Annotated in this window: 22 protein-coding genes and 1 tRNA gene; 19 read left to right on the top strand and 4 right to left on the bottom strand. The window is 47.8% G+C overall.

The window, feature by feature from the left end:
* Nucleotides 1-35 precede the first annotated feature (35 nt).
* The 5 genes from CLOSYM_RS03620 to CLOSYM_RS03595 all read left to right on the top strand — a co-directional run bounded on the left by CLOSYM_RS03620 (nucleotide 36) and on the right by CLOSYM_RS03595 (nucleotide 7,899).
* The gene (locus CLOSYM_RS03620; protein ID WP_021640983.1) at nucleotides 36-2,162 is read left to right on the top strand and encodes a DNA topoisomerase; all 2,127 of its coding nucleotides are present in this window, start codon (nucleotides 36-38) and stop codon (nucleotides 2,160-2,162) included.
* Between the two features lie 28 nt (nucleotides 2,163-2,190).
* Nucleotides 2,191-2,862 (top strand): acyltransferase, encoded by a 672-nt coding sequence (locus CLOSYM_RS03615; protein WP_003510597.1) that lies wholly within the window; start codon nucleotides 2,191-2,193, stop codon nucleotides 2,860-2,862.
* Between the two features lie 243 nt (nucleotides 2,863-3,105).
* Nucleotides 3,106-5,067, top strand: a complete 1,962-nt coding sequence (locus CLOSYM_RS03605; RefSeq protein WP_044902113.1) for a fructose-bisphosphatase class III — start codon at nucleotides 3,106-3,108, stop codon at nucleotides 5,065-5,067.
* A gap of 309 nt (nucleotides 5,068-5,376) precedes the next feature.
* Nucleotides 5,377-6,816, top strand: a complete 1,440-nt coding sequence (locus tag CLOSYM_RS03600) for a carbon starvation CstA family protein (RefSeq protein ID WP_003510600.1) — start codon at nucleotides 5,377-5,379, stop codon at nucleotides 6,814-6,816.
* A gap of 66 nt (nucleotides 6,817-6,882) precedes the next feature.
* Complete coding sequence (locus CLOSYM_RS03595; RefSeq protein WP_021640979.1) at nucleotides 6,883-7,899, top strand: hypothetical protein; 1,017 nt, start codon at nucleotides 6,883-6,885, stop codon at nucleotides 7,897-7,899.
* 131 nt (nucleotides 7,900-8,030) lie between these two features.
* Here CLOSYM_RS03595 and upp read toward each other — a convergent pair whose 3' ends face one another.
* The 4 genes from upp to CLOSYM_RS03575 form a co-directional block, all read right to left on the bottom strand.
* Nucleotides 8,031-8,660: a uracil phosphoribosyltransferase gene (upp, locus tag CLOSYM_RS03590; protein ID WP_003510602.1), complete on the bottom strand. Its 630-nt coding sequence runs from the start codon at nucleotides 8,658-8,660 to the stop codon at nucleotides 8,031-8,033.
* Nucleotides 8,661-8,968: 308 nt separating this feature from the next.
* Nucleotides 8,969-9,796: a hypothetical protein gene (locus CLOSYM_RS03585; RefSeq protein WP_021640978.1), complete on the bottom strand. Its 828-nt coding sequence runs from the start codon at nucleotides 9,794-9,796 to the stop codon at nucleotides 8,969-8,971.
* A 225-nt stretch (nucleotides 9,797-10,021) separates the two neighbouring features.
* A complete protein-coding gene (locus CLOSYM_RS03580) occupies nucleotides 10,022-10,846 on the bottom strand; it encodes an MBL fold metallo-hydrolase (RefSeq protein ID WP_021640977.1) in 825 nt (274 codons plus the stop codon).
* 22 nt (nucleotides 10,847-10,868) lie between these two features.
* Nucleotides 10,869-11,447, bottom strand: a complete 579-nt coding sequence (locus CLOSYM_RS03575) for a TetR/AcrR family transcriptional regulator (RefSeq protein ID WP_009298128.1) — start codon at nucleotides 11,445-11,447, stop codon at nucleotides 10,869-10,871.
* Nucleotides 11,448-11,678: 231 nt separating this feature from the next.
* Here CLOSYM_RS03575 and CLOSYM_RS03570 point away from each other — a divergent pair, with 231 nt between their 5' ends.
* From CLOSYM_RS03570 to CLOSYM_RS03505, 14 genes are all read left to right on the top strand, one after another.
* Entirely contained in the window at nucleotides 11,679-12,395 is a 717-nt protein-coding gene (locus CLOSYM_RS03570) for an IMP cyclohydrolase (RefSeq protein WP_003510605.1), read from the top strand.
* 37 nt (nucleotides 12,396-12,432) lie between these two features.
* Nucleotides 12,433-13,611 (top strand): phosphoribosylaminoimidazolecarboxamide formyltransferase, encoded by a 1,179-nt coding sequence (locus tag CLOSYM_RS03565; RefSeq protein WP_021640974.1) that lies wholly within the window; start codon nucleotides 12,433-12,435, stop codon nucleotides 13,609-13,611.
* A gap of 161 nt (nucleotides 13,612-13,772) precedes the next feature.
* Nucleotides 13,773-13,855: transfer RNA gene (locus CLOSYM_RS03560), tRNA-Leu, on the top strand.
* A 156-nt stretch (nucleotides 13,856-14,011) separates the two neighbouring features.
* On the top strand, nucleotides 14,012-14,665 hold the full coding sequence (locus CLOSYM_RS03555) for a YHYH domain-containing protein (protein WP_021640973.1): 654 nt from the start codon (nucleotides 14,012-14,014) through the stop codon (nucleotides 14,663-14,665).
* A 282-nt stretch (nucleotides 14,666-14,947) separates the two neighbouring features.
* On the top strand, nucleotides 14,948-15,562 hold the full coding sequence (locus CLOSYM_RS03550; protein ID WP_003510608.1) for an ECF transporter S component: 615 nt from the start codon (nucleotides 14,948-14,950) through the stop codon (nucleotides 15,560-15,562).
* Between the two features lie 59 nt (nucleotides 15,563-15,621).
* Nucleotides 15,622-16,791 (top strand): M24 family metallopeptidase, encoded by a 1,170-nt coding sequence (locus CLOSYM_RS03545; protein WP_004461869.1) that lies wholly within the window; start codon nucleotides 15,622-15,624, stop codon nucleotides 16,789-16,791.
* A 383-nt stretch (nucleotides 16,792-17,174) separates the two neighbouring features.
* On the top strand, nucleotides 17,175-18,113 hold the full coding sequence (locus CLOSYM_RS03540) for an aldolase catalytic domain-containing protein (RefSeq protein WP_004461866.1): 939 nt from the start codon (nucleotides 17,175-17,177) through the stop codon (nucleotides 18,111-18,113).
* A 98-nt stretch (nucleotides 18,114-18,211) separates the two neighbouring features.
* Nucleotides 18,212-18,562, top strand: a complete 351-nt coding sequence (locus CLOSYM_RS03535) for an anti-sigma factor family protein (protein ID WP_003510611.1) — start codon at nucleotides 18,212-18,214, stop codon at nucleotides 18,560-18,562.
* A gap of 25 nt (nucleotides 18,563-18,587) precedes the next feature.
* Nucleotides 18,588-21,260 (top strand): DNA polymerase I, encoded by a 2,673-nt coding sequence (gene polA / locus CLOSYM_RS03530; protein WP_003510612.1) that lies wholly within the window; start codon nucleotides 18,588-18,590, stop codon nucleotides 21,258-21,260.
* Nucleotides 21,261-21,332: 72 nt separating this feature from the next.
* Complete coding sequence (gene coaE / locus CLOSYM_RS03525; RefSeq protein ID WP_004461862.1) at nucleotides 21,333-21,965, top strand: dephospho-CoA kinase; 633 nt, start codon at nucleotides 21,333-21,335, stop codon at nucleotides 21,963-21,965.
* 152 nt (nucleotides 21,966-22,117) lie between these two features.
* The gene (locus CLOSYM_RS03520) at nucleotides 22,118-22,915 is read left to right on the top strand and encodes an MBL fold metallo-hydrolase (RefSeq protein WP_009298133.1); all 798 of its coding nucleotides are present in this window, start codon (nucleotides 22,118-22,120) and stop codon (nucleotides 22,913-22,915) included.
* A 48-nt stretch (nucleotides 22,916-22,963) separates the two neighbouring features.
* Nucleotides 22,964-23,236: an ACT domain-containing protein gene (locus tag CLOSYM_RS03515; RefSeq protein ID WP_003510615.1), complete on the top strand. Its 273-nt coding sequence runs from the start codon at nucleotides 22,964-22,966 to the stop codon at nucleotides 23,234-23,236.
* Nucleotides 23,237-23,268: 32 nt separating this feature from the next.
* Entirely contained in the window at nucleotides 23,269-24,633 is a 1,365-nt protein-coding gene (locus CLOSYM_RS03510; RefSeq protein WP_003510619.1) for a PFL family protein, read from the top strand.
* Nucleotides 24,634-24,730: 97 nt separating this feature from the next.
* Nucleotides 24,731-25,939, top strand: a complete 1,209-nt coding sequence (locus CLOSYM_RS03505) for a class I SAM-dependent methyltransferase (RefSeq protein ID WP_021640969.1) — start codon at nucleotides 24,731-24,733, stop codon at nucleotides 25,937-25,939.
* Nucleotides 25,940-26,109: the final 170 nt, after the last annotated feature.

Here is a 26,109-nt window from a genome sequence, read left to right as displayed (position 1 = left end):
TTATTACTATATTAAAACAGAATGTGGGGAACTGAATGGCAAAATCATTATACATAGCAGAAAAACCGAGTGTGGCCAGAGAATTTGCCGCAGCCCTTAAGATTGCGGGCAGGGCGGCGGACGGCTATATTGAATCGGAGAATGCAGTCGTAACCTGGTGTGTGGGACATCTCGTTACCATGAGTTATCCGGAGGCATACGACATAAAATATAAGAGGTGGAGTCTCCAGACACTTCCTTTTCTTCCGAAAGAATTTAAATATCAGGTAATTGAGAGCGTTGAAAAGCAGTTTAAAATCGTTAGCGGGCTTCTGAACCGGAAAGATGTGGATACAATCTATGTCTGTACCGACTCCGGGCGGGAGGGTGAGTACATTTACCGCCTGGTGGCGCAGATGGCCGGGATTAAAGATAAAGCACAGAAAAGGGTCTGGATTGACTCCCAGACCGAGGAGGAGATTCTCCGCGGGATACGGGAGGCCAAGGACCTGGAGGAGTATGATAATCTGGCTTCCTCGGCTTATCTGAGGGCCAAGGAAGATTATCTGATGGGAATTAATTTTTCCAGGGCGCTCACGTTAAAATACGGCCCCTCGATTTCAAATTTTATGCGGACGGACAGGACGGTGGTCTCCGTCGGCCGCGTTATGACATGCGTTATGGGGATGGCGGTGCGCCGGGAAAGAGAAATCAGAGAATTTGTAAAAACCCCATTCTACCGCGTGATAGGAACCTTCGGACCGGAGGGGATTACTATAGACGGTGAGTGGAAGGCCGTGGAGGGATCCAGATATTTTAACCATCCCTGCCTTTATAAAGAAAACGGTTTCAAAGAGAGAAAGGATGCGGAGGAGCTGATAGCCTTTCTCTCCTCTGCCGAGCCGCGAAACGGCACTATCGCCTCGATTGAGAAGAAGAAGGAGACGAAAAATCCGCCTCTTTTATACAACCTTGCAGAGCTTCAGAACGACTGCTCCAAGATGTTTAAGATAAGCCCGGACCAGACGCTTAAGGCTGTTCAGGAGCTTTATGAAAAAAAACTTGTTACCTATCCGAGAACGGATGCCAGGGTACTTTCCACGGCGGTGGCAAAGGAAATTCATAAGAATATCGGCGGCCTGCAAAATTTCGGCCCGGCGGCCGAATATGCCAGAGAGGTGCTGGCCTCAGGCTCTTACAAGACTATTGCAAAGACGAGATACGTCAATGATAAGCAGATAACCGATCACTATGCTATTGTACCCACCGGACAGGGACTGGGCGCTCTCAGGAGCCTGTCGGAGCTGAATTCAAAGATATACCAGGTGATTGTCAGAAGATTCTTAAGTATTTTTTATCCTCCGGCAATTTACCAGAAGTATACGGTGGACATTGTCACACAGAACGAGCATTTTTTTGCCGGATTCAAGGTACTCAGGGAGCAGGGCTATCTGAAGGTGGCCGAGGTGCCGGGTCAGGGCCGGAAAAAGAATACAGGCGCTCCGGATGCCGGCTCGGACGGCAATGTACTTCCTGCCGAGAAGTCGGGAGCGGCCGGGGATGTGATTCTGGATTCATCCAGTCCGGAATTTATTGAAATGCTGGATAAACTGAAAAAGGGTGCGGTCGTTTCCCTGGATGCCCTGAATATAAAAGAGGGTGAAACGTCGCCTCCAAAACGATACACCTCCGGTTCCATGATTCTGGCGATGGAGAATGCCGGACAGCTGATTGAAGATGAAGAGCTCCGCGCACAGATCAAGGGAAGCGGGATCGGCACCAGCGCAACCAGAGCCGAGATTTTAAAGAAGCTATTTAACATCAAGTACTTGTCACTGAATAACAAGACACAGATAATTACGCCAACTTGTCTGGGAGAATTGATTTACGAGGTGGTTAACGCTTCCATTAAGCAGCTGTTAAATCCGGAGCTGACCGCCAGCTGGGAGAAGGGGCTTACCTATGTTGCAGAAGGCAGCATCACTTCCGATGAATATATGGAAAAGCTGGAGCGGTTTGTGGCCGGCCGGACTTATAATGCGGTTCATATGGCGAACCAGTCAGGGCTCCGCCCGCTGTTTGAGCAGGTAGCCGTCAATTATAAACCTTCCGGAGCGGGGAAAAAGGCGGAGGGGAAGTCCGCAGGAAAAAATGAAGCAAAGACAGAGCCGTCACAAAAATGACGGAAGACAGAAAGAGAGGAGCAACATTATGAACCGGGAACAGATGAGGATTACGGAGCTTTATGATTTGACACATACACTTGCAGCAGATTATCTTTCAGGATTTGAGTATCCCTGGGACGCGCTTCAGGGAATCAGCGATTTTATAATTGCTCTGGGCAACAGCCTGGATACGGAAGAATACGAAAAAAGAGACGGCAATGTGTGGGTCCATAAGACCGCAAAGGTCGCTTCGTCCGCGTTTCTGAACGGGCCTGTTATTGTAGGCAGGGAAGCCGAGGTGCGCCACTGTGCCTTTATCCGCGGCAGCGCTTTGATTGGAGAAGGAGCTGTGGTAGGCAATTCCACAGAGCTTAAGAATGTGATTCTTTTTGATAAGGTGCAAGTGCCGCACTACAATTATGTCGGGGATTCGATTTTGGGCTATAAAGCTCATATGGGAGCCGGTTCCATCACCTCAAATGTGAAATCGGATAAACTGCTTGTCAGTATCCATGCTGCGGACGGAGAGATTGAGAGCGGACGCAAGAAAGTCGGAGCCCTGATTGGCGACAATGTGGAGGTAGGCTGCGGCTCTGTCCTGAATCCGGGCACTGTAATTGGGCGAAATTCCAATATCTATCCCCTTTCCAGTGTGCGCGGCTGTGTGGACGCCAATTCCATCTACAAAAGGCAGGGAGAGATAGCAGGGAAAAATTAATTATGCAGGTGAGGACGCTGCCGGTACTGCCGGCCCGATCATCACACCACCGGACATGGTCCGTTCCGGACGCGTCCTCCATTCTCAATTACCCCCATGTATTTTTAAAAGGCATGATCATTCCGTCAAATTATGCTATGATAAAATCAGAGAGCATCAACTCCGCCTGTATAGTTATATAATAAGGCGGCAATCCATTAGCTATGTTTTAGGAATAAATAATTAATGGATAAGGAGGATATTATGAAAAATTTGGAGGTAAGATATCTGGAGCGGCTGGCGGAATTGTATCCTACAATTGCGGCGGCTTCGACGGAGGTCATCAACCTGGAGGCGATTGTCAACCTGCCGAAAGGAACGGAACATTTTTTGACCGATATCCATGGAGAGTATGAGGCGTTTTCCCATGTGCTGAAGAATGGCTCGGGGGCTGTGAAGAGAAAAATTGACGATGTCTTCGGTAATACCTTAAGCCGTCAGGATAAACAGTCCCTGGCAACGCTGATCTATTATCCCCGGGAAAAAATGAGCCGGATTTTACAGACGGAGACGAATCCGGATGACTGGTACAAAATAACGCTGTACCGCCTGATTGAAGTCAGCAGAAGAGCAGCGAGCAAGTATACGCGCTCCAAGGTGCGCAAAGCCCTGCCGAAAGAATTTGCCTATGTCATGGAAGAGCTTCTTACCGAAAAAGCAGATTTAACGGACAAAGAATCATATTATGACGCCATTGTCCAGACAATAATCAGGGTAGGCCGGGCAAAACAGTTTATTATTGCCCTGAGCGAATTGATTCAGCGCCTGATCGTGGATCATCTGCATATTGTGGGGGATATCTATGACCGTGGCCCGGGTCCTCACATTATAATGGATAAGCTGATGACTTACCATTCCGTCGATATCCAGTGGGGCAATCACGATGTGCTTTGGATGGGGGCGGCGGCCGGTCAGGCCGGGTGCATCGCCAATGTAATAAGAATCTGTGCCAGATATGGAAACCTGGATCTCCTTGAGGACGGATACGGTATCAATATGCTGCCGCTTGCCACATTTGCATTAAATACGTATGCAGATGACCCGTGCACCTGTTTCCAGCTAAAAGGCGGCAACACCTATGACGCATCGGAGATGGAAATCAATTTAAAGATGCATAAAGCCATATCGATCATCCAGTTTAAGGCAGAGGGCCAGATTATCAAACGTCATCCGGAGTTCTGCCTGGATCGGCGGAATCTGCTCCATCGCATTGACTATGAAAAAGGGACAATAGAATTGGAGGGAATCAAGTATCCCCTTCTGGATACGAACTTTCCGACGGTTGATCCGAAGGATCCATATACCTTTACCGACCAGGAAGCAGATATCATGGAACGGCTTGAGAGGGCTTTCACGAACTGTGATAAATTGCAGCAGCATATGAAATTCCTTTTGGCAAAAGGCAGTCTGTATAAGGTATATAATAATAATCTGCTCTACCATGGCTGCGTGCCTCTGAACGAAGACGGCACGTTCAAAGAGGTCGAAATTTACGGAAAGAAGTATAAGGGAAAAGCCCTTTATGATATTCTGGATAATTACGTCAGAAAAGGTTTTGTGGCAATGGACCGGGAAGAGAGGGAACGGGGCCGTGATTTGATGTGGTATATCTGGCTCCATGAGAATTCCCCGCTTTTTGGCAAGGACAAGATGGCTACGTTCGAACGGTATTTTCTGACGGAGAAGGAGACGCATAAGGAGACGAAAAATCCCTATTATCATTTTCTGGAGAATGAAGAGGTGATGGATCGGATTCTGGTGGAGTTCGGCCTTGCAAAAGAGGGGGCTCATATCATCAACGGCCATGTGCCGGTCAAATCCAAGGATGGGGAAAGCCCGATTAAGTGCGGCGGAAAACTTCTGGTGATTGACGGAGGGTTCTCAAAGGCTTATCAGAAAGAGACGGGTATAGCCGGTTACACACTGATTTACAATTCATACGGCCTGATTCTTGCCGCCCATGATCCCTTTGAGTCAACGGAGGCGGCCATTGAAAATGAGAGCGACATCCATTCCGACAGCAAGATGGTGAAATGGGTGCCGGAACGAAAATGTGTGGGTGATACGGACATCGGCCGTGAGCTGAAAGAGAAGATAAAGGATCTGGAAAAACTTTTGGAAGCATATTATACGGGTACAATCGCAGAAAAATTTACTGTTCAGTAAGCAGAAACATGGTCAAAAACAAGCTCATTTTCCCGGTGGAATCTCACCGGAAAATGAGCTGTTTTTTTCTTTAGAAGGAACAGAAGAAGAAAAATGTCGTAAGTGTTAAGAAAACTTTACATTTGTTGCAAAATTAACATAAAGAATTAACAATAGAAGTATATTGTATGCAATATCCTAAATAAATGGAAGAATAGTGGAAAGTATCCAAAAAAATACAATTTTCTCTTTGCTTTATTGTCTGAATGTACTATAATATGAGTGAATAAAAAAACAGTGTATCACACTGAAAACAGGAGGGAATGTAGTATGTTAAGTTTTTTTATTTGCCTTGCGCTGCTGATTGGCGGCTATTTTGTCTATGGTAAAATGGTAGACAATACGTTTGGGACGGATGACAGGGAAACACCTGCAGTGAGGATTAATGACGGGGTCGATTACGTCGTCATGCCTCAGTGGAAGCTGTTCCTGGTGCAGCTCTTAAATATCGCGGGATTAGGCCCGATATTCGGAGCGCTTCAGGGAGCATTATGGGGCCCGGTTGTCTTTCTGTGGATTACATTCGGTACAATCTTTGCCGGCGGTGTCCATGATTATTTTTCAGGAATGCTGTCGGAACGTAATGACGGCGCATCGATTTCCGAGGTCTGCGGTATCTATCTCGGAGGACTGATGAAGAATGTGATGAGGGTATTCAGTATTGTTCTTCTGGTTATGGTCGGCACCGTATTTGCAGTCGGTCCGGCGGGGCTGATTGTCACCCTGTTCCAGAACAACGGTGCCGCAGGCCTTGTGACAAACAAGGAGTTTTGGCTGTGGGTTATTCTGGCCTATTATTTTATTGCAACCTTTATTTCAATTGATAAGATTATCGGTAAAATTTATCCGGTATTCGGCATCTGCCTTATTATTATGGCAGTTGGCGTTGCCATCGGCATTTTTACAAAAGCGGAGTTTGTCATACCGGAGATCTGGTCGAATTTCCATAATATGCATCCGAAGGGAACTCCGATTTGGAGCGTTATGTTTATTACGGTTGCCTGCGGAGCTATTTCCGGCTTCCATGCGACACAGTCTCCTCTGATGGCGCGCTGTATGAAATCAGAGAAGCAGGGGCATTTCGTATTTTACGGAGCCATGGTGTGTGAAGGCGTGATTGCTCTCATCTGGGCGGCTGCCGGATGCTCCCTGTATGCCGTTACAGGCGGTCTTAACACAGGACTTCAGGAGGCTCTTGCCAACGGTCAGTCCGCTGCCATTTATGATGTGTGCAAGAAGACGATGGGCGGAATCGGTATCGCACTTGCCATGCTTGGAGTTATTGCATGCCCGATCACTTCCGGTGACACGGCTTTCAGAAGCGCCCGTCTTGTTGTGGCCGACTGGTTCAAGATTGATCAGAAGGCATATGCCAGCAGGCTGAAGCTTTGTATTCCGCTTCTGGCTGCCGGTGCGATTATCGGACATCTGGATTACACGATTGTCTGGAGATATTTCAGCTGGACGAACCAGACACTGGCTATGATCGTTTTGTGGACCGCCAGCATGTACCTTTACAAAGAGAAAAAGAACTACTGGCTTACCGCTGTGCCTGCAACCTTTATGAGCGCCGTATCCATGACGTATTTCTTCTATGCAGGCGAATGCCTGAATCTGGGCACGACGGTGGCGTATCCGGCAGGAATTATTCTGGCGGTAGTATTCCTTGGAATCTTTATGCGTGCAACTAAAAAACAGCAGACCGCATAAGTACGGCCGAAACTTACGGAAACCATATTTACGGGTGAACCACAAAAACAGAACCGGAGATAAATTATGATTTTTAAGCCAGTAAAACTCGGCCGTGACGGCCTGACGGAGCAGGAGCTTCAGACAGACAGGAAGAAGAGCCGGAATTTCGGACCCTGCGGCGTGGGAGAAAAGGCGCTGTACCTGAACAGCTTTTACATAGACAGGCGATATTATATTCCTTTTACGTCCGTTACCCGCGTTTTTAAGCGGGTGGCGATGAGCAGGGGAGGTTTCAGCGGCAAAGGGATGTTTGCCACGATTCCTTATCTTGTAGTGGAGTATGATGATGGGAAGGAAAAGCAGTGTAATTTTAAATACGAAGAGAATGTAGACCGCATGCTGGCCTGCATCGGCAAGTCCCAACCGGAGATCCGGCTGGTAAGCCAGGCGGCGGAAGAGAGGCTTAAAAAGAGGGAGCAGGAGCGCGCGGAGAGATTTCTTCCTGAACTGTCAAAAGAAGCACAGGGAGAGGCCGGCCGGCTTCAGGAGGCAAGAGAGTATCTGGAAATCAGGCCGGAGCTTGGCATAGCGTTAAGTCAGTCGGCCAGAAGGAAAAGAGCCTACGACAAGAGCAGCCCGAGTTACAAATGGGTTGCTCTGGCAATCTCTCTTCTGGGCGCCGCTTCTCTTATTTACGGGATATATTCCTTGATTAACCACGTGGAGTTTGCCGTTTATTTCACTCTTTTCGGAATGGCTGCGATCTTTTTGTTCTCCGGCGCTAGTATGCTGCCGACCTCGAGGAATAACAGGACTTATATACTGAACAGGGTCAGGCTGGCGAAGGAGGAGATGGAGGAATATCTGAAGGGGTACGGAGGGAAAAGCGGTTTCCCCGTACCGGCCAGATATGCCCATCCCGTTGTGCTGAAACGGATGATTGAAATTATTATGGAGGGAAGGGCTGAATGTGCAGATAACGCTTTGGAGGTTTTAAAAGAAGATTTAAGGGCCTTGAATTCCGATGTACAGGTAGAGCAGGAGGAGTATGAGGAAGTGGTGGCAATAAAGGCCATGTTTTTAAACGAAGATTACAGATAGAACCGCTTTTGAAAGGTATTCATAAGCGGAATAAGGCTGAGCCGGAGAGAATGGTTATCTTTGGCTCAGCCTTTTACTGATGGCGGGGACCTGTGCGCAGAGCGTTCAGGTTACCGTTCAATACGTTCTTCTTATTTTGTTCCGAAAATCCGATCTCCGGCATCGCCGAGTCCCGGACAGATATAGGCATTCTCGTTCAGGCAGCGATCCACATGTCCCACGTAAATCTGAACATCCGGATGAGCTTCATGAAGGCGTTTGAGCCCTTCCGGGGCAGCTATAATCGCCATAAATTTAATCGTCCTACCGCCGTGCTGTTTGATAAAATCCACAGCCTCAACAGCAGAGCCGCCGGTTGCAAGCATCGGATCAGTCACCACAATCGTACGCAGTTCAATCGGGCTTGGAAGCTTGCAATAGTATTCGTGAGGCTGATGGGTTACCTCGTCGCGGTAGAGACCGATATGGCCTACTTTGGCAGAAGGAACCAGTGCCAGAATGCCGTTTACCATTCCAAGGCCTGCGCGCAGGATAGGAACAACAGCAAGTTTTTTTCCTGACAGCATGGGTGTCATACAAGTTTCAATCGGAGTTTCAACTTCAGCGTCCTCAAGAGGAAGATCCCGGAGCGCTTCATATCCCATTAACATTGCAATTTCGTCGGTCAGGGAACGGAACTCATTGGTACCGGTCGCCTTATTGCGGAGAATGGAGATCTTGTGCTGAATCAGAGGGTGGTCTAAAATTGTTACGTTTTCCATAGTAAAAACCTGCCTTTTAAATTTATAGTGTTTTCAGAGTAATATAAAAAAATACATCTGATTTAAGTATTGCCGTTTAAGATTTTGTGCCTTAACACAAAAACATGTAACGATTCAGAAAGCATGAACTGTTACAAAAACATTCAGACAGATGTATTATACACCTGTCTGAATAATCTTGTCACTATATAAATAGAATATTTAAGAGAATTGTTGTAATTTTTTGGAAAGAATTGTCAACTTATATCCGGGCAGGCCTGCCGTCTTGCCGGTACCGGCCCTTCCGAATCTGTCAGTCTGCTATTTTTCTATTTATTATCAGGACTGTATTTAATAATCGCATAACTGCCGAGTTCAGAGGAAAGAGGGATACTTACATAGACAATCCCCTGTTTTTCATAGCTGAATATCTCGGGCCAGCTGGCGGCCGGAGTGCTGTTCTCATCAGCCGTATAACCGCCTGAAAAATCAGCCGCCTGGAGTTTCTTAAAATAATAATCGGTGGTCTTTTCGGAACTGTTGATATAGCTCCTTACGGACTGTTCATTGGCGGAAACGGATTCCAGCTTATAATCGCCGGATGCAATATAACCGGCTACGGTGTAAGCGTCGGCATAATCGCTAAGCCGCATGTTCTGAACTGTCTCAAGATCAACCGTATTGGTATAGAACAGGTTCTCCGTCTTTGAAGTAGACGGATTCTTCAACTCGCCTTTATAGGAGACGACAATCCGTTTCAGGTTGGCGGCTTCTATAGTGGCTTTCACCGATAAAGTCTGATCCGGATGGACATCGGCGATAGCCATTGCATTCGTACGGAGCAGGGCATTCACCTGCTTCTGTTTTTCGGCATCCTTCATGTTGGAGACAACCGGGTATTCGACCGTCGCCTTGCCTGCGGTTTCTTTTTTAATCTCTGACTTCAAAGAAAAATTGGTGTTATTCTTTGACGCATCGGCAGACTCCTCAGTCGGTGCCGTGGTAGGCGCCTCCGTAGTTTCCGGTATGGTCTCTTTCTCAACAGCGGCAGTAGTATGCAGTGATGATAAATCGACAGCCTCTCTTTTCTTGCAGCCCGTAAAGGCCAAAGCGCAGACGGCAATCGTTGCAGCGATATACAGTTTTTCTTTACGCATAGTTTCCCTCCTCGTGAAATTTATTGATTACAGCGAAAAGCCAGCTTATGATTCAATATCTGGTTCACGGCAATAATTTTGCCTTATGGAATTATTATACAATAATTTTGCCGAAAAATGTCAGAAAATATCATTGAAATTTTCTTAATTTTTTAGTCGAAATACTTTCTTTCCGTAATTAATGCCGTGCTAATGATTAATTGGAATACGGCCTGCCGCTGATGGCTATAAGTTGATTTCCATACCATCATAGGCAAATGATATGTTATCTAAGCTTTTTTCAAATTCCCGGTAATAAGCATAGGATTTGCCCCAGTATTCGTCAATGTGGGTGATGATAATGCGCTTGATTCTGTAAGTATGTTTGATTTCCAAAAGTTCCTCTAAGGTGAACATATCATCTTTAAAAGGCGCATCATCAAGTGCCCGGCCTTCTTTGAGCATGCCGTCATCAGAAACCAGTCCGATTATTAAAATATCCGCATCATAATACAACTCATTGAACACAAACGGCTTCACATCACAGCAGGCATAAATCACCTTTTTGTCCCCGTCTGAGATAACATAAAATGTCATATTGCCGCGATGGGTTTTGTTATTTACCAGGTGTATTTCTATTTTTCCTATTTTGATGAAATCTGTCTTAATAATGGAAATACAATGAAGAACATTTTCATAGTAGTATAGGCCGTCTCCGTTCCACGCATTGATATCGTCCACAACTCCGGGAAGCGCAATGAATTGTACGGGAGTTCCCCTGTCGGTTATACAATTGTAGCCCAATGGCTCCACGATACGCATGCCTCTCGTATGATCCGGGTCTTTATGCGAGATAGACAGATATTCAATTTTAGAAATACCCTGACGGTCACAGGCGACGGCAATGTCTTCCGGAGTATCAATAAGCATATGGATGTCCTCAATATAAAGGCTCGGCCCTAACCGTTCATACCGGCCGCGTTTGATTCTCGCCTCCTCACAGATGGGACATTTGCAAAATGGATTTGGAATTTGAAACATTCCGCCGCTTCCTGCAATCTTTAATTTCATCAATTTTACCTCCCAGCCTCTTTTATTTTATTAACATCTCCCTAATCTGTCTAATCATGCCTGCTGGAATTGTGTCGTCATCCAGCGGCATGATACTGCTCAGCATCCGGACTCCCTGATAAGAAAAAAGGAGCAGATCAACAACGGCGTTAATATTCACCTGCCGAAACTCGCCTTTGCTGATTCCATACTTAATCAGACTGCAAAGCATTGCTTTTGAAATGTAATACTGTTTCAGCATGGCGTTATCGTCAGATAGTGGAATACTGCTGTAATACTCGTAAAAAGCAAGTCCCAGTGAACCGCTTCTGTCAAGCATTTCGGACTGGTAACGTTCCAGTAACTCATCCAGAATAACGGTTGCAGACTGACCGTTTTCCATCTTTTCGGCAATGTCATTTTCCAGGCCGGACATAATTTCATTTATGATGTCGGCAAAAATCTGTCCGGTACTTCCATAATGCATATATAAACCGCCGCGGCTCAGTCCTGCTGCTTCACATATGTCTTTCATCGTAACATCCTTAAATCCCTTCCGGATAAATAAATGTAGCGCCGTGTTCCGTATTGCGGCCTTTGTTGCATCTCCCTTTTTACCCATGGCTTTATCCCTCCCCGACATTTCCGACATGTATGTCTGTTTTTAATATACGACATACGTGTCGGAAAGTCAATGAATTAATTATAAGTAAACCTTCTTATTAAAAATCATTAAAACTAACTGGTAAAGAATATAGAAAATGGTATATAATAAAATCAGGTTACTATTTTTCAAAATGTAATTATAAAAGCAGAAACAAGATATAAAAAGCGTAAGCAGGAGGTCCATACTATGAAAATGTTATCTATTGCAGAGGAATTGAAGAACAATTCCTATCCCGGCCGCGGGATTATCATCGGCAGATCGGCAGACGGAACAAAAGCCGTGACGGCATATTTTATCATGGGTAGAAGTGAGAACAGCAGAAACCGTGTATTTGTGGAAGATGGAAACGGAATCCGCACACAGGCATTCGATCCGTCAAAGCTCACGGATCCGAGCCTGATCATTTATGCACCGGTCAGGGTTCTGGGCAATAAAACGATTGTGACGAATGGAGATCAGACAGATACAATCTATGAGGGAATGGACAAGCAGCTTACATTTGAACAGACGCTGCGCTGCCGTGAATTTGAGCCGGATGCACCAAATTATACCCCGCGTATTTCAGGCATCATGCATATTGAGGACGGCGGCTACAACTATGCAATGTCGATTTTAAAAAGCAACGGAGGCAGTCCGGATTCCTGTCTGCGCTTCACATTTGCTTATGAAAGTCCGGCGCCGGGGGAAGGCCATTTTATCCATACCTACATGCATGATGCAAATCCCCTTCCAAGCTTTGAGGGGGAACCGAAGCTGATCTCGATTCCGGATGACATGGAAGCGTTTGCAGAGCTTCTCTGGGAAAACCTGAATCCGGAAAACAAGGTTTCTTTGTTTGTGCGATACATCGACATTGCAACCAGAGAGACACGCTCAAAGATTATGAATAAGAATCAGTCATAAGACCCGACGGGCATAGCACAAAGGAGGAATTTCCATAATGAAAGAACTGGAATTAAAATACGGCTGTAATCCAAACCAGAAACCATCCAGAATCTATATTGAAGACGGAAGCGAACTGCCGATTCAGGTATTAAGCGGCCGTCCCGGATACATCAATTTTCTTGACGCCTTCAACGGCTGGCAGCTCGTAAAAGAACTGAAGGCGGCCACCGGACTTCCGGCCGCCACATCCTTTAAGCATGTATCACCGGCAGGGGCGGCGGTTGGGCTTCCTCTCGATGACACAATGAAGAAAATTTACTGGGTGGAGGATATGGGAGAGCTCTCCCCAATCGCGTGTGCATATGCGAGAGCCAGGGGAGCTGACCGTATGTCATCATTTGGTGATTTTGTATCGCTTTCCGACGTCTGCGACGCGGATACGGCGCGCCTGATTAAGCGCGAGGTATCAGACGGTGTTATTGCGCCAGGTTATACGCAGGAGGCTCTTGAAATCCTGAAAGCGAAGAAGAACGGAAACTATACTGTGATTCAGATCGACCCTGACTATGTTCCGGCTCCGGTTGAAAAGAAACAGGTGTACGGAATCACTTTTGAGCAGGGAAGAAATGAGCTTAAGATTGACAGGGAGCTTCTCTCAAATATTGTGACGGAGAAGAAGGAGCTTCCCGATTCAGCCAAAATTGATATGATGGTTGCGCTCATTACGTTAAAATACACGCAGTCCAATTCCGTATGCTATGTAAAGGACGGTCAGGCCATCGGCGTCGGCGCGGGCCAGCAGTCCAGAGTACACTGTACCAGACTTGCAGGCCAGAAAGCCGATAACTGGTACCTGCGTCAGGCTCCCCAGGTTCTGAACCTGGAATTTGTGGATGGTATAAGAAGAGCAGACAGGGACAATGCGATTGATGTGTATATCGGTGAAGAATATATGGACGTACTCAGCGAAGGCGCATGGCAGAAGATATTCAAGGTAAAACCGCCCGTATTCACCAGAGAAGAGAAACGCGCCTGGTTAGACCAGATGAGCGGTGTCACCCTTGGCTCTGATGCCTTCTTCCCGTTTGGAGACAACATTGAACGCGCTCATAAGAGCGGAGTGGAATATATAGCCCAGCCCGGCGGCTCCGTGCGCGACGACAATGTGATTGAGGTATGTAATAAATATGGGATTGTGATGGCGTTTACGGGTATCCGGCTGTTCCATCATTAATAAATGTTCCATTGCCACCCGGCCGGAATTATCGTAAAAATCTTACGTAAATTCCGGCCGGGTGACATCAGGTCCGAATTGTGATAACAAATTATCTGTTTTTTATAAAAGTGGTTGCATTTTTCTTATAATTTTGGTAATATAATATTCGCTGACAGCACGCCGGCCTGTCGGAATGGCAGACGAGGTGGACTCAAAATCCATTGGTGGCAACACCGTGCGGGTTCAAGTCCCGCGGCCGGCACGAAGCATAAACCGTGAATTTTCTGGTAATATCAGGAGATTTGCGGTTTTTTTGATTACTGTAAAAAGTAGTCCAACCAGAACAGGAATGTGGTATAATTGAGGTGTTACATTCGGTGATGAATATAACAGAAATACAAATCAGGAGGGGAAAAGCATGAAAAAGAAAACAATCCGATTAACAGGTTTTGCATTGGCGATGATGCTCAGTTTATCGCCAATTGTGCCGGCGGGCAGTAATCCATTTGTGTTCACTGCTGAGGCTCATTCCGGCAGAACAGATTCAAGCGGGGGCCACCGGGATAATAAGAATAAGAGCGGATTGGGCAGCTATCATTATCATTGCGGAGGTTATCCGGCCCATTTACATACGAATGGAGTCTGTCCGTATAAGAATGGGGCTGCCGGCAGTTCCGGAAGCACAGGCTCTGCCAACGGTAATGCATCCGGCGCCGGAGGTACTCAGGCTGCCGCTCCGATACCGGAAACAACGGCTGCAGCGCCCGTGGAAACTTTAGGCTGGAAACAGGATGAAAAGGGCTGGTGGTACAAGGACAGTGAAACGACTTATAAAAAAGACGGTGTATATAATATTGACGGGAATTATTACGCTTTTAACGCCGAAGGTTACATGATAACAGGCTGGCAGGAGATAGGCGAATACTGGTATTATTTTGATGGAAACGGGCATATGCTGATAGATGTTTGCACTGTGATTGACGGGTCCTATTGTTATTTCGATAAAAATGGCAGGTGGGATGAGGAGTATTATGACAGCTTCAGTGATTACCTGGATAATTATGATTATTAATACAGCATTGCAGGTATGGGAATATAAGAGGGGCAAGGTTTCGGCGCTCCCGGCGCAATGACAGGAAAAAGGATACAGGGGCTCTAATTTAAAGGCTCCCGTATCTTTTTTTATTGAACAGGTCACCGCCATAAATATAACCGTTTTGCGGGTATCACTGCGGGCGGATGCTAAAACTGACCTTTAAAAAACTATTAAAATTGGATGTTTTTATAGTGTCAGTCCAATGCTATAATGGGGACACATGAGAATCTATAATAGCAGAAGGTGAGGAGATAGGCTATGAACAATGAGAGAACAATGAATACACACAGAGAGGGCAGTGCGGCTGGCAGAAGAGAGGTTCATTCGAACGTGATGTCGGTCGTCATGACAGCATTTTTTGCGGCTGTAATATTCCTGGGAATCCAGTCCTTCCGGATACCGCTCCCGGCTGCAGTAGGAACGCCGTTTCTTCATTTCGGCCATATTTTTGTAATGCTTTCGATTGTTTGTCTGGGTGGAAAACGTTCTGCGGTGTCAGGAGTATTAGGCCTGATAATTTTTGATATTTTAAATGGCTATCTTCACGCCATTCCCAATGTGTTTGTCAGTACAATTATAAAATGTCTGTTTGTGGGGGCCGTATTCTCAGTTATGAAAAGAAGAGCGGCCGGGGAACGGAAGAAAGAGTACATGGCGGCTGTTATCTGCGCAGCTTTGTATGGAATCACAAATATCGCAGTAGATTTTGTCTGGTCGGTTGCGGAACTTGTTTTACTTGGCAGTACGCTCAGCGCAGCCGTTGCGGCAGAGGTGATGTCCATTCCGGCTACGATTATCAATGCAGGCTTTACCGTTATTGGGATTGCTCTTCTTTATATCCCTGTAAGCTCGGCCTACCGCCGTATCGGTTAGAGATGGCATATGCTCATTTAATGTGGTAAGCAGGACGGGAAAGGACAGGGACAATTGCTATGGATACGACCGCAATTCAGACACTTTTAAAAGAATATGATCTGGACGGATGGCTTTTTACGGATTTTCAGGGACGTGATCCCATTACACATGATTTTTTGAAACTGACTGACCGGAAGTGTACCAGACGTTTGTTCTATTACATTCCGGCAGCAGGACAACCGGTTAAGGTTTTGTCGGCGATTGAACCGCTTCTTTTGGATCATTTGCCGGGGAAGAAGTTCCTGTATAAAGGAATACAGGGACAACGTGAGGTGCTGGCGCAGATATTGGAGCCGGGTAAACGCATTGCCTGCCAGTATTCGCCCGGAGGCAATGTCCCGACCATCAGTACCATGGACGCCGGTCTGGTGGAATATTTGAGGACATTCGGGATGGAGCCGATGTCCTCAGCCGATCTGATGCAGCATTTCGGCGCGGTGCTGACCGAAGCCCAGATTGAGTCCCACCGCAAAGCAGGGGTTATCATCCATCGGATTTTGGATGAGATATTCTCCTGGATTCGGAAAAATCTGAATGAGGGCAGGTATATTGACGAATGGATGATGTTAAAAGAGTTTGGGAGGCTGATCAGAGCAGAAGAAATTTATATGGATTCGCCGCCTTTTTTCGGCATCGACGATCATGCCTGCGACCCGGGATATGAGCCGGAGCCTTCCGGTTCGCGGCAGATCCGGGAAGGCAGCCGACTGATTATTGACATTGCCGGCCGGCTGCCCGAAGAAGATGCCGTCTACTATGACATCTCCTGGTGCATGAATGTGGGGCCGGAGATTGACCCGGAATACGAACGGTTATTCAATTCGGTATATAATGTCAGGAGCAGGGTTTTGTCCTTCATCCAGGAACGTCTGAATGAGGGAAAGGCAATCTGCGGATACGAAGCCGATGCGCTGGCGAAAACGCTGTTCCGGGCCCAGGGACTGGATTCGTATATCATGCACCGGACCGGCCATAATATCGGACATAACTGCCATGGAATCGGAGCCAATCTGGATGATTATGAAACGCATGACGTGCGCCGCCTCCTGCCTGGTACCATGTTTTCCATTGAACCGGGGATTTATACACAGGAGTACGGTGTAAGGCTGGAATATGATGTATATATAACAAAAGATAAAAAAACGAAAATCTTTGGGCCGGTACCGGATAAGATTCTGGTAATTTGAAATAATTGTTTTCAGTGATTGACAAATGGTGTGAGATACCCTATAATGCAACTAACTATTTTACGGGAGTGTTCATTATGACAGCAAAAAATTATGCATGTGCGAATACAACAGCATATACATTTTATGGCTACTGGTGCTTTTATTTTGTACCGGTTCTTTTTGCTGCGCGTGAGCATTTACGGATAGTCAGACAGTATCAGTAGCCAGATACTTAGCGGGAGATTTGACGAGCCGATGTTTGCATGTGCAGACACGGCTCTTTTTTAATTTAACAGGAAAACATTCCTGTTAAATTAAAAACCGCTCTGCGGAGGATCCCACGAGCGGATTTCCGGATAACAGCAAAAGCCCCGCAGAGACGGGCAGAAGGGAGACACATCATGGAGCAGAAAATTTTAGATTGTACATTGAGAGACGGAGGACTGGTAAACCGTTTTTATTTTACGGATGACTTTGTGCGCGGACTGTATCAGGCAAATTTACAGGCAGGCATTGACTATATGGAATTTGGATATAAGGCATCGGAAGCGCTGTTTGACCGCAGGGAGTTCGGAAAATGGAAATTCTGCCGCGAGGAAGATTTGAGGGCTGTTGTCGGGGATAATAAAACCTCCATGAAGATTTCCGTTATGGCTGATGTGGGGAGAACCGACTACAGTAAAGACATTTTGGAAAAGAAGGACAGTGTGATTGATATGGTCCGGATTGCCGCCTATGCGGAACAGATGGGGGAGGCAATGGAGATGGTAAGCTGCTGCAAAGAGCGCGGCTATGAAACATCGGTAAATATTATGGCGATTTCCAATAATACGGATGAGGAGATAGACAGGGCGCTGGAAACCGTGAGTAAAAGCCGGGCCGACGCAGTCTATGTTGTGGACAGCTACGGCTCCTTTTATCCGGAACAGATTAAAGCGCTGACAAAACGATACATTAGATTGGCGGGGAATGGCAGAAAGGTGGGGATCCATGCCCACAACAACCAGCAGCTGGCATTTGCCAATACGATTGAGGCAATGCGGTGCGGCGCCGCGCTTCTCGATGTGACGGTGAACGGAATGGGCAGGGGAGCCGGCAACTGCGGTTCGGAACAGCTCTTGGGATATATCGGCTCATCGGAAAAATATAATGAGCTGCCGGTGATAGAGTTTATTGAAAATCATGTCCTTCTGTTGAAGCAGGCCGGCATCCTCTGGGGATATGACATTCCGTATCTCCTGACAGGGCAGGGGTGCAAGCATCCTTCCAAAGCGATAGAATTTGTCGAGAACCACAGGACGGAGTACGCGGGATTGTTCAGGCAGATGATGGGGGCGTAAAACAATGAAAGGGATCGCTTGAAAAATCGGGTATAATATTGTATGATATACGAAAATGGGCAGAGCAGGCCTTGTGGAGGTTGTGCTCTGCCGTTACAATGGAGGTGATGGCAGTGACTTGTCAGGAAGCAGAGCATCTGGTGACGCCGTATATTAATGATGAACTGACCGGTGATGAGACGGAAGCATTTTTGGCGCATATTGAGTCCTGCAGGAACTGCCAGGAAGAGCTGGAAATCTATTTTATGGTAGATGTCGGACTGAAGCAGCTGGACAAAGGCTACGGTACCTTTGATATCGCAGGGGCGCTGGAACGCAGAATCGAGGAATCCTATTCCAGGGTACACAGGATGTGGCTGTTCCGGTCACTTAAGTATGCAGTCAACACGCTCAGCATTATGGCAGTGATTGTGACGGTGCTTCTCCAGTTTCGAATCTGGTTTTTTTAAAATTGACAGGACAGGAGACAATAACATGAGTAAATTAGTACTGATAGACGGCCACAGCATACTGAACAGGGCATTTTACGGTGTGCCGGAACTGACCAATTCCAAGGGCCTTCATACAAATGCCGTATATGGGTTCCTGAGCATTATGTTCCGGGTTATTGAGGATGAAAAAGCGGATCACCTGGCAGTTGCATTTGACTTAAAAGATCCCACATTCCGCCACAAGATGTTTGAGGCCTATAAGGGAACGAGAAAGCCAATGCCGGAAGAACTCCATGAACAGGTCCCTGTCATTAAGGAAGTGCTGGCCTCCATGGGCATTCCAATCTTGACACGTCCCGGCTATGAAGCGGACGATATCCTGGGAACGATTGCTAAGCGGTGCGCCGCCCAGGGAGTGGAGGTTTCTGTTGTCTCGGGAGACAGGGATCTTCTGCAATTGGCGGATGAGAAAATTAAGATCCGCATGCCGAGGACATCCAGGGGAACGACGGAGATCAAGGATTATTATCCTGCCGACGTACAGGCGGAATATCATGTGACTCCAACGGAGTTTATAGATGTAAAAGCGCTGATGGGAGATGCATCGGACAATATTCCGGGAGTTCCCTCCATCGGTGAGAAGACGGCCACCAGCCTGATCACGGCTTATGGTTCGATTGAGAATGCCTATGCGAATATCGATGAGGTAAAGCCGCCCAGGGCGCAGAAGGCGCTGAGGGAGCATTACGATATGGCTCAGATGAGCAAGGAACTCGCGACGATCTGCATTGACTGCGATATCGATTTTACGCTGGAAGACGCAAGAATCAACAATTTATATACACCGGAAGCTTATCAGCATATGAAACAGCTGGAGTTTAAGTCCATTCTCCAGAAATTTGATGCTGATGTTTTTTCTGCTTCGAAAGTGGAAGAGCATTTTAAAACCGTATCGGAGCTTTCCGAGGCGGAGAAAATTTTCAGTGAGGCAGCCGGAAAACAGGAAGCCGGAATGCAGCTGGTTATTGAGAACGGACAGGTGGCCGCTATGGCGCTCTGTTACGGCGAGGAAAAGATTTACAGCATTCCCGCAGCAGGCTTTATCACAGGTGAATATCTGGCAGAGCGGATGGAAGAGCTTTGCACGGCCGTTCCCTCTGTCAGCGTGCTGGATCTGAAGCCGCAGCTTCCGTATCTCAAGAACAGGGACAGGCGAGTGGTGGATGGCAGCGGCAACGATGGCGGCAGTGAGGCCATGTTCGACGCCGGTGTGGCCGGATATCTGCTGAATCCTCTGAAGGACACTTACGATTACGACGACCTTGCCAGGGATTACCTCGATATGACGGTTCCGTCTAAGGCCGATTTAATGGGAAAAACCTCATTTACGGCAGCATTTGACATGATGCCCGACAAGGCGCAGACCTGCGTCTGCTATATGGCATACGTGGCGTGGAAGGCCAAACCCGAGCTTGTTAAAAAACTGGAGGCATCGGGGATGCGCAAACTGTTCTTTGATATTGAGATGCCGGTTATTTACAGTCTCTATCATATGCAGGAAGAGGGGATCTGCGTACGCAGGGAAGAACTCAGGTGTTACGGGGAGAGGCTGAAGGTCCAGATTGATAAGCTGGAACAGGAGATTTATCAGGATACGGAAACTGAGTTTAATATCAATTCCCCCAAACAGCTTGGAGAGATCCTGTTCGACCGGATGAAGATGCCGGGCGGAAAAAAGACGAAAACCGGATATTCCACCGCAGCCGACGTGCTGGAGAAGCTGGCGCCGGAATATCCCGTTGTCAGAAAAGTGCTTGACTACAGGCAGCTTACAAAGTTAAAATCCACTTATGCAGACGGTCTGGCCGCTTTTATCAGGGAGGACGGCCGGATACACGGAACCTTTAACCAGACGATAACGGCTACCGGGAGGATCAGCAGCACTGAGCCAAATCTCCAGAATATTCCGGTCCGCATGGAGCTGGGCAGGGAAATCAGGAAGGTATTTGTCCCGCAGGAGGGATGCGTTCTCCTGGACGCCGATTACTCCCAGATTGAGCTGAGAGTCCTGGCTCACATGTCGGGGGATGAACGGCTGATTGACGCCTACAGGATGGCGGAGGATATCCATGCCATTACGGCATCGGAGGTGTTCCATGTGCCGCTTGAGGAAGTGACGCCGCTGCAGAGACGTAATGCCAAGGCCGTTAACTTTGGAATTGTATACGGAATCAGCGCGTTCGGACTCAGTGAGGATCTGAGCATTTCCAGAAAAGAAGCCCTGGAATATATCAACCGGTACTTTGAGACATACCCGGAGGTGAAGAAATTCCTGGATCACCTTGTGGAGCTGGGAAAAGAGCAGGGCTATGTGGAAACGATGTTTGGAAGGAGAAGGCCGATTCCGGAACTCAAATCGGCAAACTTCATGCAGAGATCCTTCGGAGAGCGCGTTGCGATGAACTCCCCGATCCAGGGAACGGCGGCCGATATCATCAAGATTGCGATGATCCGGGTGGATCAGAGGCTGAGAAAAGAGAAGCTTCGCTCCCGTCTGGTGCTCCAGGTGCACGATGAGCTGCTGATTGAGACATGGACGGATGAACTTGAGAAGGTTCAGAAGGTTCTGGAGGAAGAGATGAAGAATGCGGCCCATCTTAAGGTGGAGCTTGAGATAGATATGAAGACAGGGCATTCCTGGTTCGAGACGAAATAAAAAGCAGGACGAAAAAGAACAGGGAAGTTCAAATTGAGATATAACAGAAGCGGCAGGATGTGGAGGAAGAGAATGAAAGTCATCAGCATCACCGGAGGCGTCGGCTCCGGCAAGAGCGAAGTGCTTCGGATATTGCAGGAAGAGTTCGGGGCGGATATTATCATAGCGGACAAGGTGGCCCACCAGCTGATGGAGCCGGGGAAGAAAGGCTACGGCCGGGTGGTTGCCGCCTTTGGAACCTCCCTTCTGAGCGCTGACGGAAGTATCGACCGGCAGAGGATGGCGGAGCTGATATTCAGCGATAAGGATTCAATAGAGAAGATGAATTCCATCATTCACCCCATGGTATGGAGTGAAATCGAATATGCGATAGCCCATTCCGACAAAAATCTGGTGGCAGTGGAGGCGGCTCTTTTTGACGAGGAACACAACGCTATGTTTGATGAAATCTGGTATATCTTTACAAGCAGGGAAAACCGGATTAAAAGGCTGATGGAAAGCCGCGGCTACTCCAGGGAGAAATGCCTGGAAATTATGGCAAACCAGGTGTCGGAGGATGAATACAGGGCGCAGGCGGACCGTGTGATAGATAACAACGAAACAGTGGAAGAGATACGTACTCAGATAAAGAGTTACATTCACGGCCCCGCTGAAAAGCGCGGTTCCGCAAACAGTAACACGCTTTGCGATGCACAGAAACGGTAAAAAACACCGTTGATTGTGGTGAAAAGTTTACTTTTCATCGCGTCGCGCCGTTAAACTCGGGATTTTCACTCAAAAAACGAGTGAAAACACCTCGCGGAATAGCGACTGTGAATAGTAACGATAAAGAACATATTGGAAGAGGAATAAAGCAGATGCGGATGGTAAGTATAGCAAGCGGCAGCAGTGGAAACTGCATCTATGTGGGCAGCGATGAGACCCATATTCTGATAGATGCCGGAATCAGTAATAAACGGATTGAAAAGGGACTGAATGAAATCGGGGTGACGGGAAATGATCTGGACGGAATCCTGATTACACATGAGCATTCCGATCATATAAAAGGGCTGGGAGTTCTGGCCAGAAAATACGGCACTCCGATTTACAGCACCAAGGAAACGCTGGAGGAAATCGGTAATGTGAAAAGCCTGGGAGATTACCCCAGGGAGTTATTTCGTCCCATCTGTCATGATGTGGACTTTTACATAGGCGACCTTGAGATAAAGCCGTTCCGCATAGATCACGATGCGGCCAATCCGGTGGCATACCGGGTCCAGAATAACCGGAGGTCGGTGGCGGTAGCTACCGATATGGGGCATTATTCACAGTATATCATTGACCATCTGCAGGGACTGGACGCCATTTTGCTGGAATCCAACCACGATGTAAAGATGCTGGAGGCAGGGCCGTATCCATATTATCTGAAACGGCGTATTCTCGGAGATTACGGCCATCTTTCCAATGAGAATGCAGGGCGTCTTTTGAACTGTATCCTCCATGACAACTTAAAACATATTTTCCTGGGGCATCTGAGCAAGGAGAATAATTATGAAGAACTGGCTTATGAGACGGTGCGTCTGGAGATAAGTCAGGGAGATTCGCCGTATACGGCGTCCGATTTTCCTATTACAGTAGCAAAGCGTGACGAAATGTCTCCGATTGTTACATTATAGATTTGTACTACTAAAAAGAGAAGACCAGAGAATCGAGGAGGAACCGCTATGAGCAAAATTATTATTACTATCGTTGGGAAAGACAGGGTGGGCATTGTTGCCAGGACGTGCAATTACCTGGCTGAAAACGGGATGAACATTCTGGATATCACGCAGACGATTCTGCAGGAGTATTTTAACATGATGATGATCGTGGATATTTCCGGATCCCCGAAGTCCTTTGACGATATGGCAAAGGAGCTTGAAAAGGTAGGCGAGGATATCGGCGTCACAATCCGCTGCCAGAGGGAAGAAATCTTTACCAGCATGCACCGCATCTGATAACGGGGCAGGAGAAAGGACGGAATAAACACATGATTAATATGTTTGAAGTAATTGAGACCAACAATATGATTGCCCATGAGAAGCTGGACGTACGTACCATCACGATGGGCATCAGCCTCCTGGACTGTATTGACAGCGACCTGGCGAAGCTGAATGAGAAGATTTACAATAAGATCACTTCCTATGCAAAGGATCTGGTATCCACCGGAGACGCTATTGGAAGGGAATTCGGAGTTCCGATTGTGAATAAGAGAATTTCCATTACCCCCATTGCGTTAGTCGGCGGCAGCGCCTGTAAATCCACGGAGGATTTTGTAGAGATAGCCAAGACCCTCGATAAGGCGGCGAAGGAAGTCGGCGTCAATTTTATCGGCGGATATTCGGCTCTTGTGTCTAAAGGGATGACACCTGCCGAGGAACGCCTGATCCGGTCGATTCCGCAGGCCCTTGCCGTGACGGACCGCGTGTGCAGCTCCATCAATGTCGGTTCCACAAAAACAGGTCTCAATATGGACGCGGTACGCCTGATGGGCGAGATTATCGTGGCGACGGCGGAGGCGACCAAAGATAAGGATTCTCTGGGATGTGCAAAGCTTGTGGTATTCTGCAATGCGCCGGATGATAATCCGTTTATGGCGGGAGCCTTCCACGGCGTGACTGAAGCAGATGCGATAATCAATGTCGGCGTCAGCGGTCCGGGCGTGGTAAAGACGGCGCTTGAGAAGGTCAGAGGGGAGAATTTTGAAGTCCTCTGTGAGACAATTAAAAAAACTGCGTTTAAAATCACCCGTGTCGGCCAGCTTGTAGCACAGGAAGCTTCCAAACGTCTCGGTGTTCCATTTGGGATTATCGATCTTTCCCTTGCGCCGACTCCTGCGATCGGGGATAGCGTAGCCGAGATCCTGGAAGAAATCGGACTTGAGCGGAGCGGAGCGCCTGGAACGACGGCTGCCCTTGCCATGCTCAACGACCAGGTGAAGAAGGGCGGTATCATGGCTTCTTCTTATGTGGGAGGCTTAAGCGGCGCATTTATTCCGGTCAGCGAGGATCAGGGTATGATCGATGCCGTGGCGGAAGGGGCGCTCACCCTTGAAAAACTGGAGGCGATGACATGTGTATGTTCCGTCGGCCTCGACATGATCGCAATTCCCGGTGATACAAAGCCATCCACGATTTCAGGCATTATCGCAGATGAGGCGGCCATCGGTATGATCAACCAGAAAACCACGGCCGTCCGTCTGATTCCGGTAATCGGAAAGAAAGTCGGCGATACGGCTCAGTTCGGCGGCCTTCTGGGCTATGCGCCGATTATCCCGGTCAATAAATTTTCCTGTGACGCCTTCATAGGCAGGACGGGACGCATCCCGGCGCCGGTTCACAGCTTTAAGAATTAAAGTTAGTTGGGGCCCGGAGGACGAGTACGGAACGGACCACGGATGTTCCCGTCTGCGTCCTCCGGGCCTCAATTAGTAACAGAAAGATGGAATAGCAATGGCTGATAAAAGAGAATTGGAAGAAGCGTTCCGCTTCTTTTTAAACGGGGAGCTGGAACGGATGATTTTCAGCAACCCCCGCAACCGTGATCATTACATCAAGATGACTGTGCGTCCCCTTATGCTTAAGGGGACGCTGAAATTTCAGGTGGAAGAGTTTACGGAAAAACAAGCGTTTCAAAAAAATATGGACAGGGAAGAAGCACTTTCTTATCTGCTTAAGCAGCTTGACAGTCTCTACCGGAATGGGGAGGTCGTCTCAGGGGCCGGTTCCATGAATGTCCTCGTTGGTAAAAAGGGGACGGTCACTGTGAAGAAAAAGCTGAAGATAGCGCCCGGACAGAAGGGAAAGGGCGCTGCCTCAGGAAATAATCTGTCTGTGGAGGCTATGGAGCGCCTGGCGAGCCATAACCGGAAGAAAAATTACGTTTTGGCGGAAGGCACTCCGGTTCCCTTTCTGGCGGAGCTTGGCGTGATGACGGCGGACGGAAAGGTAGTGAAGGCGCGGTATGATAAATTCCGCCAGATCAACCGGTTCCTGGAGTTTATCGAGGATATTCTGCCGAGGCTTGACCGGAACCGGGTAAATACCATCATCGATTTTGGCTGCGGCAAGTCATACCTGACGTTTGCCATGTACTATTATCTGAAGGAGCTTAAGGGCTATCCGATTCAGGTGGTGGGACTGGATCTTAAAAAGGATGTAATTGCGCTCTGCAACCGGCTCAGTGAGAAATTCGGCTTTGAGAATCTTCATTTTTACCATGGCGATATTGCCGGTTATGAAGGCGTCACTCATGTGGATATGGTGGTGACGCTCCACGCCTGCGACACGGCCACGGATTACGCGATGGCGAAAGCGGTCAGATGGGGAGCGGATGTAATTCTGTCCGTGCCGTGCTGCCAGCATGAGCTGAACAGCCAGATAAGTAACGGGCTGCTCCAGCCGGTTCTGGGCTATGGACTGCTGAAGGAGAGGATGTCCGCGCTTATCACCGACGGTATCCGCGCGCAGCTTCTGGAGCAGTGTGGATATAAGACGCAGATACTCGAATTTATCGATATGGAGCATACGCCGAAGAATATTATGATACGGGCGGTGAAGCAGGGAAAACCAAAGAAGGATGAAGGGCTGGAACTTCAGAAATTAATGGAGGAACTGCACGTGGAGCCGACTCTTTACCGGCTGCTTCGGGAAGAATTGTAAATACCAAGGAAGAGTAAATGAAAGGGAATGCGTCTCATGAGGCGTGTTCCCTTTCCGGCTTTGCGGAGACGGTATCAGGCAGCAGGCCCTGGGTTTCTATTCACACGGCAATGTCAGTTAGTTAACAGTGTAATAAATTGGAGATTTAACTGAGGTTGGAGGACGCGTCC

This window comes from [Clostridium] symbiosum ATCC 14940 (genome assembly GCF_000466485.1).
Lineage (GTDB): Bacteria > Bacillota > Clostridia > Lachnospirales > Lachnospiraceae > Otoolea > Otoolea symbiosa.
The sequence above is the reverse complement of the archived record's forward strand: the minus strand, read 5'-3'. Positions and strand labels throughout refer to the sequence as shown.

Bases quoted from the DNA above. Each gene is read 5' to 3' on its own strand.
- CLOSYM_RS03620 (WP_021640983.1), top strand. From the start codon at position 36: ATGGCAAAATCATTATACATAGCAGAAAAACCGAGTGTGGCCAGAGAA.
- CLOSYM_RS03615 (WP_003510597.1), top strand. From the start codon at position 2,191: ATGAACCGGGAACAGATGAGGATTACGGAGCTTTATGATTTGACACAT.
- CLOSYM_RS03605 (WP_044902113.1), top strand. From the start codon at position 3,106: ATGAAAAATTTGGAGGTAAGATATCTGGAGCGGCTGGCGGAATTGTAT.
- CLOSYM_RS03600 (WP_003510600.1), top strand. From the start codon at position 5,377: ATGTTAAGTTTTTTTATTTGCCTTGCGCTGCTGATTGGCGGCTATTTT.
- CLOSYM_RS03595 (WP_021640979.1), top strand. From the start codon at position 6,883: ATGATTTTTAAGCCAGTAAAACTCGGCCGTGACGGCCTGACGGAGCAG.
- upp (WP_003510602.1), bottom strand. From the start codon at position 8,660: ATGGAAAACGTAACAATTTTAGACCACCCTCTGATTCAGCACAAGATC.
- CLOSYM_RS03585 (WP_021640978.1), bottom strand. From the start codon at position 9,796: ATGCGTAAAGAAAAACTGTATATCGCTGCAACGATTGCCGTCTGCGCT.
- CLOSYM_RS03580 (WP_021640977.1), bottom strand. From the start codon at position 10,846: ATGAAATTAAAGATTGCAGGAAGCGGCGGAATGTTTCAAATTCCAAAT.
- CLOSYM_RS03575 (WP_009298128.1), bottom strand. From the start codon at position 11,447: ATGGGTAAAAAGGGAGATGCAACAAAGGCCGCAATACGGAACACGGCG.
- CLOSYM_RS03570 (WP_003510605.1), top strand. From the start codon at position 11,679: ATGAAAATGTTATCTATTGCAGAGGAATTGAAGAACAATTCCTATCCC.
- CLOSYM_RS03565 (WP_021640974.1), top strand. From the start codon at position 12,433: ATGAAAGAACTGGAATTAAAATACGGCTGTAATCCAAACCAGAAACCA.
- CLOSYM_RS03555 (WP_021640973.1), top strand. From the start codon at position 14,012: ATGAAAAAGAAAACAATCCGATTAACAGGTTTTGCATTGGCGATGATG.
- CLOSYM_RS03550 (WP_003510608.1), top strand. From the start codon at position 14,948: ATGAACAATGAGAGAACAATGAATACACACAGAGAGGGCAGTGCGGCT.
- CLOSYM_RS03545 (WP_004461869.1), top strand. From the start codon at position 15,622: ATGGATACGACCGCAATTCAGACACTTTTAAAAGAATATGATCTGGAC.
- CLOSYM_RS03540 (WP_004461866.1), top strand. From the start codon at position 17,175: ATGGAGCAGAAAATTTTAGATTGTACATTGAGAGACGGAGGACTGGTA.
- CLOSYM_RS03535 (WP_003510611.1), top strand. From the start codon at position 18,212: ATGGAGGTGATGGCAGTGACTTGTCAGGAAGCAGAGCATCTGGTGACG.
- polA (WP_003510612.1), top strand. From the start codon at position 18,588: ATGAGTAAATTAGTACTGATAGACGGCCACAGCATACTGAACAGGGCA.
- coaE (WP_004461862.1), top strand. From the start codon at position 21,333: ATGAAAGTCATCAGCATCACCGGAGGCGTCGGCTCCGGCAAGAGCGAA.
- CLOSYM_RS03520 (WP_009298133.1), top strand. From the start codon at position 22,118: ATGCGGATGGTAAGTATAGCAAGCGGCAGCAGTGGAAACTGCATCTAT.
- CLOSYM_RS03515 (WP_003510615.1), top strand. From the start codon at position 22,964: ATGAGCAAAATTATTATTACTATCGTTGGGAAAGACAGGGTGGGCATT.
- CLOSYM_RS03510 (WP_003510619.1), top strand. From the start codon at position 23,269: ATGATTAATATGTTTGAAGTAATTGAGACCAACAATATGATTGCCCAT.
- CLOSYM_RS03505 (WP_021640969.1), top strand. From the start codon at position 24,731: ATGGCTGATAAAAGAGAATTGGAAGAAGCGTTCCGCTTCTTTTTAAAC.